Origin of the sequence: Parashewanella curva (assembly GCF_003675895.1) — a bacterium.
Taxonomy (GTDB): Bacteria; Pseudomonadota; Gammaproteobacteria; order Enterobacterales; family Shewanellaceae; genus Parashewanella; species Parashewanella curva.
Genome location: NZ_ML014845.1, coordinates 1 through 11,595 on the forward strand (window position 1 = coordinate 1; position 11,595 = coordinate 11,595).

At 41.2% G+C, this 11,595-nt stretch carries 11 protein-coding genes; 2 read left to right on the forward strand and 9 right to left on the reverse strand.

Annotated elements, in window-relative coordinates:
- Positions 1-485: 485 nt before the first annotated feature.
- Complete coding sequence (locus D5018_RS22295; protein WP_279386893.1) at positions 486-620, reverse strand: hypothetical protein; 135 nt, start codon at positions 618-620, stop codon at positions 486-488.
- A 12-nt stretch (positions 621-632) separates the two neighbouring features.
- A complete protein-coding gene (locus D5018_RS18920) occupies positions 633-1,238 on the reverse strand; it encodes a tetratricopeptide repeat protein (RefSeq protein WP_121840549.1) in 606 nt (201 codons plus the stop codon).
- Positions 1,239-1,641: 403 nt separating this feature from the next.
- Here D5018_RS18920 and crp point away from each other — a divergent pair, with 403 nt between their 5' ends.
- Positions 1,642-2,277 carry a cAMP-activated global transcriptional regulator CRP gene (gene crp, locus D5018_RS18925; RefSeq protein ID WP_121840550.1) on the forward strand — a complete coding sequence of 212 codons (636 nt, stop codon included), beginning with the start codon at positions 1,642-1,644 and terminating at the stop codon, positions 2,275-2,277.
- 27 nt (positions 2,278-2,304) lie between these two features.
- Here the strand turns inward: crp and D5018_RS18930 are convergent, their stop codons facing one another.
- Positions 2,305-3,204, reverse strand: a complete 900-nt coding sequence (locus D5018_RS18930; protein WP_133309339.1) for a DMT family transporter — start codon at positions 3,202-3,204, stop codon at positions 2,305-2,307.
- Between the two features lie 140 nt (positions 3,205-3,344).
- Here D5018_RS18930 and D5018_RS18935 point away from each other — a divergent pair, with 140 nt between their 5' ends.
- Positions 3,345-3,599: an ankyrin repeat domain-containing protein gene (locus tag D5018_RS18935; RefSeq protein WP_121840552.1), complete on the forward strand. Its 255-nt coding sequence runs from the start codon at positions 3,345-3,347 to the stop codon at positions 3,597-3,599.
- An 85-nt stretch (positions 3,600-3,684) separates the two neighbouring features.
- On the opposite strand, the gene D5018_RS18940 is transcribed toward D5018_RS18935, so the two are convergent.
- From D5018_RS18940 to D5018_RS18965, 6 genes are all read right to left on the reverse strand, one after another.
- Positions 3,685-4,485: a DUF1338 domain-containing protein gene (locus D5018_RS18940; RefSeq protein WP_121840553.1), complete on the reverse strand. Its 801-nt coding sequence runs from the start codon at positions 4,483-4,485 to the stop codon at positions 3,685-3,687.
- A gap of 48 nt (positions 4,486-4,533) precedes the next feature.
- A complete protein-coding gene (gene astD / locus D5018_RS18945) occupies positions 4,534-5,994 on the reverse strand; it encodes a succinylglutamate-semialdehyde dehydrogenase (RefSeq protein ID WP_121840554.1) in 1,461 nt (486 codons plus the stop codon).
- A gap of 248 nt (positions 5,995-6,242) precedes the next feature.
- Entirely contained in the window at positions 6,243-7,265 is a 1,023-nt protein-coding gene (gene astA, locus D5018_RS18950) for an arginine N-succinyltransferase (RefSeq protein WP_121840555.1), read from the reverse strand.
- A gap of 64 nt (positions 7,266-7,329) precedes the next feature.
- A complete protein-coding gene (locus D5018_RS18955) occupies positions 7,330-8,547 on the reverse strand; it encodes an aspartate aminotransferase family protein (RefSeq protein ID WP_121840556.1) in 1,218 nt (405 codons plus the stop codon).
- Between the two features lie 280 nt (positions 8,548-8,827).
- The gene (locus D5018_RS18960; protein WP_121840557.1) at positions 8,828-9,751 is read right to left on the reverse strand and encodes an alpha/beta hydrolase; all 924 of its coding nucleotides are present in this window, start codon (positions 9,749-9,751) and stop codon (positions 8,828-8,830) included.
- A 128-nt stretch (positions 9,752-9,879) separates the two neighbouring features.
- Entirely contained in the window at positions 9,880-11,019 is a 1,140-nt protein-coding gene (locus tag D5018_RS18965; RefSeq protein ID WP_121840558.1) for an HDOD domain-containing protein, read from the reverse strand.
- Positions 11,020-11,595 lie beyond the last annotated feature (576 nt).

An 11,595-nucleotide genomic window follows, 5' to 3' on the forward strand; every position in this document is an offset into this window, starting at 1 on the left:
TTCTGTGCCATACGCAGTTACGTTTCGAGTTGCAGAAAGCAAAATATAACAGCTTCAACAGCGCTGAACTTGTTGTTCAGTGGGCATTTGCCAGATATTTTTGTTCAGTAGGCTGAATAGTTACAAAGAAAGAATTACAAATGATATTTATAGCTCTAAAGAACCATAGAGCTATTAAGAAAAATGATGTGAATCAGTCATGCATATAACTAGAGGGCGTTCCCAATTAGATTATTGATTTGCTGCTGTTAATTTTTTAGGTTAAACAAGGCGGAAAATGTGAAGTGTAGTAATCTACACGAATATTTGACAACGCAGTTTAAACAAAAAAGAAACGCAGCCCTTCGGGTTACACCTAAAATTTGCAAACTCTTCGTTACTCATCTTTCGTTTAGTCCACTAAACTTCATTCTTCGTGCCTTGATTTCGCGAATTTTAGGTTGTAACAAATCAAAAAGTCTTTAATTGGGAACGCCCTCTAGAAACTATGGCAATGTTAATGCTTCTCTGTAAGGCTGATGTTTTTTGTATAAAGCCAAACGCTTTAAAAACCCCTCTCGCTCCATGGAACCGACAGCTGCTTTATCAAAAACCTTAATCGCTTGCCGTTGATAGCTCACGGCCTTACCAAACTACCCTGCTTCGGCATAGGCGGCCGCGAGGTTATCTAACACCACAAAGTCATTTGGGTAACGCTTATATAGCTCTAGCCCTAATTTAATAGCTTGTTTTGCATTTCTGGCATGTTTATCAGGACATGTTGACCATACCCACACTGCATTTGATTTGGCATTTTTGTCTCCTGCAGACAAAAATTCATCTGCCGCTTTTGAACAATTTCGCTGAACTCCATCTCCCCCAACAGCATAAATAAACCCTAAGCGGAAATGTGAGTATGGGGTCAGATGCTTGGAATACCACTTTTGAGCCAGACTTAAATCTCGCTTTACCAGCTTGCCATCAAAGGCTAAGTTAGCCACCGTTTTTTGTGCTTTTTTATGACCATTATCAGCCGCTTTTTTTAGCCACTCAAAACCACTATTAATGTCTTTAGGCAAATATTTACCAGAGAGAAGTAGTAAGCCATAGGCATATTCGGCATCTTGATTACCTTGCTCAGCATTTAATTGAATCATGGCGATACGAGTTAAGACTCGCTCTTGCTCGGGCTGAGGCATAGGAAAAGCAAAACTTGCGGTTGAAAACACAGCTATTATCAAAAAAGCAATAACGCGCACAAAGAAAATCCTTATATTTTAGGTAATAAAGCAAATTGGCTAACTGGAATAATAAACCGATTAAAACACATTTGGCTAGAGGCCATTCTAGAAAACACTCATAGCTTCTGAAAAGCCACTATTAATGTTATATTGACACTCACATTCAAAATCAATTGCATGACAATTAATTTCATATCAACTGAAAACAACTGTAATGTAACTTACAGAAAATCATTCATTAACTTAAAGAATCAAACTGAATAAAGCAGATCATTTTTTAAAACAAGCGCTTTACAGAATACCTTTCTACAAACGGCTCAAGATTAATGATCTTTATCAAAGTTTTGTTCAAATTGATCGTTTACATTAGCATGTAATTATTTTACAAAACTTTAATTTTCATCCGATAGAGGAAGTTAGCATGGCTCTAATTGGTAAACCAAAACCAGATCCAACTTTAGAATGGTTCTTGTCTCATTGTCATATTCACAAATACCCAGCCAAGAGTACTCTGATCCACGCAGGTGAAACTTCAGACACTTTATACTACATCGTTAAAGGTAGTGTGGCTGTGCTCATCAAAGATGAAGAAGGTAAGGAAATGATCTTATCTTACCTAAACCAAGGTGACTTTATCGGTGAATTAGGGCTATTTGAAGAACAAGCTGAACGTACGGCTTGGGTACGCGCTAAACAAGCGTGTGAAATTGCTGAGATTTCATATAAGAAATTCAAGCAGCTAATTCAAGTTAACCCTGAAATCTTAATGAAGCTGGCTCAGCAAATGGCTTATCGCTTACAAAGCACTAGCCAAAAAGTGGGTGACTTAGCTTTCTTGGATGTTGCTGGCCGCATTGCACAAACCTTATTGCACCTAGCTAAGCAACCGGATGCAATGACTCACCCTGACGGTATGCAAATTAAGATCACTCGTCAGGAAATCGGCCAAATTGTAGGTTGCTCACGTGAAACCGTTGGTCGTATTTTAAAAATGCTAGAAGAGCAAAATCTTATCCAAGCTCATGGTAAAACCATTGTAGTTTACGGTACTCGCTAGTTATAGATGCATTGAATAAAGGCCAGTTTATTTGGCCTTTTTAATACCTCTAATCCACACGCCACGGGAGTTGAGTAACCCGGCTATTACAACCAGAATCAGCCCTAAGCCATACACAGGCAAAAATGGATCGTGAAAAAGCAAATACAAATACAGTGTCGACACCACAGGCGTAAAAAAGATAAACGGCGCTAAAAACGACGCTTCTGTTTGCCTTAACGCCCACAGCCATAGCAAATCAGAAAACCCATTTAACACTACACCAGTAAATAGCACGATAGGCCAATCCTTGTGTGATGGCGCAACCACCCCACCACTTACTAACATAGCAATAAACGCGCATACCGTTGCCACGCCAAAGAACACCACAAACATGCTGCTAGGCTCAACCGGCAATTGCTTCATAAAAGTGTTAAATAACGCGAAACTAACTGCGCCAATCACCACAGACAATAGCACCCATGGATGCTCAACACTAAAGCCTGATAGTTTTCCTTTGCTGATCACTATAAATACGGCTGTCGCTCCTAATACAGTCGCCATCGCTTTTCGCCAGTGCAATGATTCTTTGAATATGAGAATAGACAGCAGCGACATCATCATCGGCCAGGTGTATTGGATGATCATCACTTGCATGCCATTGGCGCTAGCATAGCCGTTGAAGATCAATAAGTAATACAAGAAGCCACCAAGAAAACCTAAGCCGATTACTTGTGCCCATTCTTTACCGCTATAGTGTTTTAGGTAATACAAAGTGCCTTTGAAATAGCAATAGATGCCCATTCCAATAGTGGAAACCAAGCTTACCCAAAACAAAAACTGGTAGCGATTCAGATGAGATTGACCAATGCGTGATACCACAGCTACAAAGCCCCAAAGGCTAACGCAAACTATCGCGGCAAGCATACTTTTAAGCTGTGATGACATGGTGTTTTTTTCGGTTGATGGGTTGTTAAACAAGTTTACAAAATGTTGTTTAACTCACGCTGAATATAAGATGAAATTTTAGTCATTAACCACCGAAAACGAAGTATGATTATTGTACTAGTTCATACGAGGGGCATTTTATGGCTATTCTAAAAACTACTTGCGACTATATTAATTTTTATTCATTAAAAATTGGCACTATCGGCCCATCTCGTGCTGCAGAGTTTGGAGATGAATGTGCCGTAAAACAATACTTACGACTAGGAGATAATATTAACGCTTGTCATGCCAAGCATGATAAAACGCTGTTAATGATAGCAGCTGATACAGGTAACCCAGAACTTGTAGAATTCTTTTTGAAATGTGATAAATTCACAAGGGAAAAAAGCAAGTGACTTCTGCGAAAAAAACTCTGCAGTTTGGCATGTATTAGAAACCAAAAGGCGCCCTGGAGCGCCTTTATTTTCTCTAAAATAGCAATTAACTGTTTACGTTAGTGCTCTCAAAGATTTTGTCTGCTGAAGCTGCAACAAAGCCTGTGTAAAGCTCACCATCGGCCTTAGGATAACGTAATGCAAACTCATAGAAGCAGCTTGGAATTTCAACGGTTTTATCCGCAAATTCAACATTGAGTTTATCGGCCATAGTTGAAGACTGCTCTAGTAACACTTCTGGAGAGCCTTTAACTTCACCACCCACGCTATTCAAAGTAAAGCCATTGTCTTTCAGAGCTTGATTCACTTCAACAATAGTTTCGTAATCTGGCAAGTGATTAATGGAAACCGTAAAGTGGTTAGCACGATAGCCAAATGCAGAAACCCATGCCGCATATTCACTTTCTTCAAGTAGACGAGCGTAAGTTGCTGAATCTACTTTCCAGTGAGTACCTGAGTATAAGAAGTTTTCAGCCGTTGTTGCTGCTTCATCAACTTGCTCAACAAGGCCATGGATGATGTCTTGAACTTCTTGGCTAAACTCTTCAACTAAAAGCTCTGAAATGAACACCTTAGGTTGAGTTGAATCAGGGTGTTCAAAGTGCTTTGCTTTCAGCTTCTTTTTCTCAAAAGCATAATCACCACAAACAACATAACCTAGCTCAAGTAAGTGCTTAGCCAATACGTCTAAGTTTACTTTTGCAATGTTGAAAGTACGAAAAGCGACGTGATCATTGATGATCGCTTCACCTTTACCCAGTAACTGCTGAACTTTGGCAGCAGAAGGTGTCATTTCGATATAGTCTTGCCATAGGGCATCAAATAGTGCATTTACATCAGTATGCATCTGTATATTCCTTATAAAAAAGCGAGCCAATCGCTCGCTTAATCCAATTTAAAGTTTTAGACCCGGACTTAACGCTGCCGGTAAGCTAACCGCGTCTGCTTCAACAGAAGCCACTGGGTAAGCACAGTAGTCGGCCGCATAAAACGCGCTGGCTCTGTGGTTACCTGAAGCCCCAACACCACCGAATGGCGCAGCACCTGAAGCACCTGTGATTTGCTTATTCCAGTTAACAATACCCGCACGAATGCGAGCAAGGAAATAGTCGTAATCATCACGGCTGTCAGCTAACAAACCAGCTGACAATCCATAGCGAGTATTGTTCGCAAGCTCAATCGCTTGATCGAAGTCTTGATAACGAACTACTTGCAGCAATGGACCAAAATATTCTTCGTCAGGTAGCTCAGCGATCGCAGTCACATCAATCAGTCCCGGAGAAACTAAACCAGTACCCTCTTCCATGTGCGTCAGCTCAACTAGAGACTTACCACCTAAAGCAATCAAATCAATTTGTGCTTTTACCATGCCTTTAGCAGCGGTTTCAGAAATCATAGATGCCATGAACGGCTGAGGCTGTGCATTCCAAGGCGCAACGTGAATATCGTTAACAGCTGCAACAAGACCTTCAATAAGCTTGTCACCTGCAGCGCCTTTTTGAACGTATAGACGACGTGCACAAGTACAACGCTGACCAGCAGAGATATAAGCTGACTGCAGAATTTCGTGAATTGCCGCTTTAGTATCTTCAACACCTTTAACGATAAGTGGATTATTTCCGCCCATTTCTAACGCTAAGATCTTACCCGGATCGCCAGCAAACTGCTCATGTAGGATGTGACCTGTGCGAGATGAGCCAGTAAAGAACAACCCATCAAGCTGCGGATGAGAAGCCAGAGCTTTACCTGTTTCAACTTCACCTTGAACTAGGTTGATTACGCCTGCTGGCAAGCCCGCTTTTTCCCAAAGCTGAAGCATAAGCTCTGCCACTTTAGGCGTTAACTCAGATGGCTTAAATACAACTGTGTTACCTGCAATCAATGCAGGAACAATGTGGCCATTAGGCAAATGGCCTGGGAAGTTATATGGACCAAATACCGCAACAACACCATGAGGCTTGTGACGTAGCACAGCACGACCCGCTGGCATTTCGTTTTCAGAAGTACCGGTACGCTTGTGATAAGCGCTAACAGATAGTCCAATTTTACCGATCATGGCACCAGCTTCAGTCGCGGTTTCCCATTGTGGCTTACCGGTTTCTTGAGCAATGGTTTCCGCCATTAGCTCTTTATTTGCTTCAAGCTGAGCTTTGTAAGCTTCGATAATTTCAATGCGCTTATCAAAACCTAACATAAACCAATCGAACTGTGCTTTACGTGCTGCCATTACCGCAGTATCAACTTGTTCAGGTGTCGCACTGACGCCATTCCAAATGCTTTCTTGGTTGGCAGGGTTGGTTGAGGTCATTTCATGACCTGCGCCAGCAACCCACTGGCCATTAATAAACTGTGTCATTTTTTAATCTCTACATTGAACCTAAAAGCATCAGCTAGACGCTCATCAAATTAATATCTAGCTGAGTTAGCTACAATCTCAACGCTTTCATTTTTCATTAAATGTGTGAAACGCTCTACGCCCACAAGCTTGCTAAAATGCTCGCTAGCGGCGTTGTAACTTTTGCAAGTAAAGTAATTACTTGCTGCAAGCTACGCCTTACTAGCAATCATTTTTTCTACGCTTGAGAACGTAGCCGACTGATGCTTTTAGTTTGAAAGAAGACGAACGGTATCGCCCTCAGCTACCATCAAGGCATCGGCTATTTCTGGAGTTAGCGTTATTTCATCACTGCCATCAGTAATGACTAGGCTCGCTTGAATGGCTCTAAAGTCAGCAAGGCGAGTATTGGCAACAATCGTTTTGTTTCCATCTTCTGGTAACGCTTGGCTGATTTTCACCGTATAAACTTGGCTATCACGAACACCGCGAATGTTTTCTAAGTCACACTCAACCGTTGGGCCACCATCGAAAATATCCACGTAACCACGACAAGTAAAACCTTCGCTTTCAAGCAACTTGAGAGCAGGAAGCGTACTTGTGTGGACTTCTTTAATTACCGCTCTTGCTTCTTCTGATAACAAACAAGTATAAATTGGGTTTCTTGGCATCATTTCAGCCATAAAGCCTTTTTGGCCTAGACCCGATAGGTAATCTGCTTTAATAAAGTCGATACCAATGAAGAACTTTTGTAGCCACCCATAAAATGGCGATTCACCGTTTGCATCTGAAACACCACGCATTTCAGCAATGACAGGACTCCCGAAACGATCTTTATTTTCTGCTAAGAACAAAAATCGGCAACGAGACAGTAAGCGACCATTATTATCTTTACGATAATTTTCGCGTAAGAAAAGGCTACATAGCTCAGCGGCACCAGTGTAATCGTGGCATAAGGTCAAAGTTTCAACTTCATTGCGAACACCAATCTGCTCAGAATGATAAACCTCTGTACCTAAACGGTAATGATAAAAAGCATCCACTAGGCCTACAGCGGCTTCAATGGCTGTCGTACCAACAATCTCACCCGTTTCAGTATCTTCTAATACCAGAAAATACACTTCATCATGTGGCTTACCTGCAGGCTTTTTAAATGAAGCTTCGGCACGGGCAATTTTTTGCCTCAGTAATTCTTCGTTAACGGGAAGAGAAGTGAATCCGTGACCAGACTCAATCGCGATTTGCATTAGCGCATCAAGATCACTGCTACGGATAGGACGAATGACTAACATGGTTTCAAATTCCTTAACATAACGAAACAGGCACCAGTGGGTGCCTGATTAGAGCTGCTTAACCTTAGCCAGCAACGACTTTCGCTATTGCACGCTCGTAACGCGCTAGACCTTCAACTATGTCGGCCTCAGGGATCACAAGAGATGGAGTGAAACGAACTACATTCGCGCCTGCTACCAAGCTCATTACGCCCTCTTCCATTGCCGCTACTAAAAATTCTTTAGCACGACCTTCATATTTGCTGTTAAGAACACCACCAATCAACAAACCTTTACCACGAACTTCACTGAATACATCGTATTTAGCATTGATCTTTTCTAGACCGTCACGGAACATCTGCTCACGATGCTTAACGCCTTCTAGCGTTTCTTTGTTGTTTACCGTTTCTAAAACTGCGTTACCGATAGCACAGGCTAATGGGTTACCACCGTAAGTTGAACCGTGAGTACCAATTTTAAGGTGCTTAGCGATTTCGGTAGTTGTAAGCATTGCTGCGATAGGGAAACCACCGCCTAGTGCTTTAGCTGAAGTAAGAATATCAGGCACGATTTCAGTGCTCATGTAAGCAAATAGCTCACCAGTACGACCAACACCAGTTTGCACTTCATCGAAAATCACAAGTGCGTTGTGCTTATCAGCTAAACGGCGAACAGCCGCTAAGAATGCTGGATCTGCATCAATAATACCGCCTTCACCTTGAAGAGGCTCAAGCATGATGGCACAAGTTTTATCAGAAATTTCTTTCTCAAGTGCTTCGATATCGTTAAATGGTAGGTGAGTAATAGCTTGTGGCTTAGGACCAAAACCATCTGAGTACGCTGCTTGACCACCAACGCTTACGGTGAAGAAAGTACGACCGTGGAAAGCACGCTCAAAAGCAATGATTTGATCTTTATCTTCGCCGTGCTTTTCTAGAGCATAACGACGAGCCAGTTTTAATGCGGCTTCGTTAGCTTCTGCACCAGAGTTTGCAAAGTAAACTTTCTCTGCAAATGTAGAATAGGTAAGACGAGTCGCAAGCTCAAGAGCAGGCTCGTTAGTCATTACGTTTGCAAGGTGCCAAAGTTTTTCACCTTGAGTTTTTAAAGCATTTACTAGAGCTGGGTGAGCGTGACCTAGACAGTTCACAGCAATACCGCCCGCAAAGTCGATAAATTCTTTACCTTGTTGATCCCATACTCGGCTACCTTCGCCACGCACAGGGATCACTTTTGAAGGTGCATAGTTAGGCACCATTACATTATCAAATTGCTCACGAGTAAGGTTAAAGTTACTGCTCATACAGTCCATCCTATATTGGAAAAAGTGGCCGTTAAAATGCCACTGGAATTGAGCCGATGTTTGTTTATCGGACTTTTTATAGCCTTATTATGCGTTATTTTGTGATCTAAATACCAGTTTTGAAAACTAATTTATTCAAGATTTATTCACGATATGAATAAAAAGCACCTGCAAATGATAGTTAACCACTTAAAACTGAATATTTAATGAATAAGTATTCTGCAAATTTAATGTTAGAACTAGGGATATTTTGATAATAATAAATAGTCACCAACAGTGACTAAAACTCCATTAACAGGGAATGAACAAAGTAATAAATTTCTTTTCTGGCTTGCTTGGCTTCGGGCAGCATTTCAAAGAGTGGGTAAACATGAGGCATGTCTTTACCAAACCATGCTTCGACTTTGCCTCCCGCTCGTTCAATTTTACCCGTTAAGGTTTCTGAGTCTTGTAACATGAGTTCCCGTGTACCTGCAAACACAAGCATGGGCGGCATATTAGTCCAGTCTCCCTGTAAAGGCGAGATTCTGGGAGTCATAGGGTTTTGGCCGTTTAAATAGGCCCCGCGTAATCTTAAAAGAGATTCGATAGTAAATAGTGGGTCATCTACTTTTAAGGTCTTTTCTGCATCACCTAATAGGGCAACATCGAGTGCAGGAGAGAACAACACACAACCTTTTGGCATTGGAAGTTGCAATTGCTTAATATCCTGTAAAAGCGCCGCCGCTAAATTCCCCCCTGCTGAATCTCCCATTAAAATGATTGGACTATCAGGGTGAAGCTCAACCATCTTTTGATAGGCTTCAAGCACATCATTGATTGCAGCAGGAAAAGGATGCTCAGGTGCTAAACGATAATCAGGAATATAGGCATCAATATGACAATTACGCATGATATCGCCAATAAACTTGGCGTGAGAATTTGGCGTTTTGAAACAAAACCCGCCACCCCGAATATAAAATAACTTAGCGTGACTGCGACTCGGTTGCTTGTCGTGTTTCATGTGATACTTTAGAAGATAGCTCTCACTTAAATCAATGCGATCACTGTTTACATCTTCTGGCCAAGGCTGCCAGCGTTGATCAAGCCGTAGCATACGGTTTCTGATCTCAGCAATAGGTAACTTACTTCTTCCACGGCTGAAAGAAGGCTTCGCCACATACGATAAGATCATATTTAATACTGATGCTTGCCAACTGGACATAGTCGCCCCTTTTGAAACTAGAACTGAACAATGATGTTCCGATGATTGTATTAGAAAAAAGGGGCGATTAATAATACAGAAAAGAAAACTTAAGAAAATTTAATCAATTAGCGGCATTGAATTAGCCACTAAAATAGCTCTTGTTTACGATAGTTTTGATTTCGTAATGTCGACAATTCTTCTTTGGATATCTCATAATAATCAAACATGAGACGTTTCTCTTTAGGCTTCAGCATATTTTGCTCTTGCAGCAAAAGTAGCTTTGCAAAAATAATTGATTTAGTGGCAATAGCTGCAGGTAAGCTCATACCTCTATAGCTGAGTTTTTGATCCATTTCACTTAGATATTGGAACAAGGAGCTATTTTCAATATCAAGCTCTTGCAGTATTTTCCAGTTAAGTTGCGAACCGTATTTAATCACGTTTAAGCAAACACTCTCTTTAGGAAAAGGTGTCGCTAATATCGCATCGTATACCAGTTTATCTCTGTCTTCTTGAGCCTGTCTTAACCAGTCACCACGAATTGACTCAAACACTTGAGAGCATCGTTCAATGACTGTGGCCGCTCCCATGAAGTGACCTAAGCAAACACTAAAAATCACACAAGGATCTTGATTATGGTGTTTTGCCAGCGCTCTTGCGGCAATGGAAGCCACATTCGCAAAACGCCAAATTCTACGGGTAATTATGGAGCTAGTGCTGTGCTTTCTAGGCAACCACGAGCGCATACAGTAATAAGGGATCAATAATCGCACTTGCTCTAAGCCAATGTAGTTTAACACTAGCTTTAAATCACTGACTTTGACATCTGAACCCTGTCCACGAAAATGTCGAAACGACGGACTGTTAACTAAGTTGATTAAATCATTCTTGAGCCATGCAATTTTTTCGATTAAGCCTCGTAATTGATTTAAATTCAATTTGCTATTTTGCAGCTTATCGAGCAGCTGCCATTGAGATTGAGTGATATGAGTTTGCTTGAGTAAAGCATTAATATCTGAAAACTGATGAGCCATTGCATCGGTAATGGTATCTTGCAGCTGCTCAGAAATAGCTTGGAATACTTCTTTCTGTTGTTGCTGCCTTGACAGTCTGTCTCGTATAGCCTGTTGCTCGATTTCTAGTTTTTGAGCATGAACAACTGTTGCGTCTTGTTCATTATCATCAATAACGACTTTGGTTTGCTTACCAACAACCAGTAAACGGTAGAACTCTTGTTCAATATCAGTAATTCCACCCGGCTTTAAGCCCCCTGCAACAGAAATCAACAGCTAATATCCTTAATATAAAAATCGACGATAAATTTTACATGATTTATGTGGAGTAAAAAGCCTTAAATTTCTCATAAACGATGAAAAGTCAGTTTGTAGATGAGATTAGATAGGGTTAGAGATGAGAGTTTCTTCGAAACTCTAGAAAACCTTGGTACTGCGTACCAAACCGCCCAAAGGAAACTAAGTAGCGACAGCATTGTATGTCGCTCAAATTCTACAGCGAATTTCCCTTTGGAAACCGTCATGCTGCCACACGAAATCTAAACTGACGTCCGTGTCAGGCTTACGCCATTTTATATTCAATTATCACATCAACAGCTTCAAGGGGGCTAGGTTCTCTCTTCGATTCACTATTTATTTGAATTGGACATTCAAACTCATATTTGGACAGAACTTTGCTAGAAAAAGCTGACAAGGGTATGGACAGAAAACCTTAAATTTTGGTAACTATTCAGCCTACTGAACAAAAATATCTGGCAAATGCCCACTGAACAACAAGTTCAGCGCTGTTGAAGCTGTTATATTTTGCTTTCTGCAACTCGAAACGTAACTGCGTATGGCACAGAAGTT

Bases quoted from the DNA above. Each gene is read 5' to 3' on its own strand.
- crp (WP_121840550.1), top strand. From the start codon at position 1,642: ATGGCTCTAATTGGTAAACCAAAACCAGATCCAACTTTAGAATGGTTC.
- D5018_RS18955 (WP_121840556.1), bottom strand. From the start codon at position 8,547: ATGAGCAGTAACTTTAACCTTACTCGTGAGCAATTTGATAATGTAATG.
- astA (WP_121840555.1), bottom strand. From the start codon at position 7,265: ATGTTAGTCATTCGTCCTATCCGTAGCAGTGATCTTGATGCGCTAATG.
- D5018_RS18960 (WP_121840557.1), bottom strand. From the start codon at position 9,751: ATGTCCAGTTGGCAAGCATCAGTATTAAATATGATCTTATCGTATGTG.
- D5018_RS18935 (WP_121840552.1), top strand. From the start codon at position 3,345: ATGGCTATTCTAAAAACTACTTGCGACTATATTAATTTTTATTCATTA.
- D5018_RS18930 (WP_133309339.1), bottom strand. From the start codon at position 3,204: ATGTCATCACAGCTTAAAAGTATGCTTGCCGCGATAGTTTGCGTTAGC.
- D5018_RS18940 (WP_121840553.1), bottom strand. From the start codon at position 4,485: ATGCATACTGATGTAAATGCACTATTTGATGCCCTATGGCAAGACTAT.
- astD (WP_121840554.1), bottom strand. From the start codon at position 5,994: ATGACACAGTTTATTAATGGCCAGTGGGTTGCTGGCGCAGGTCATGAA.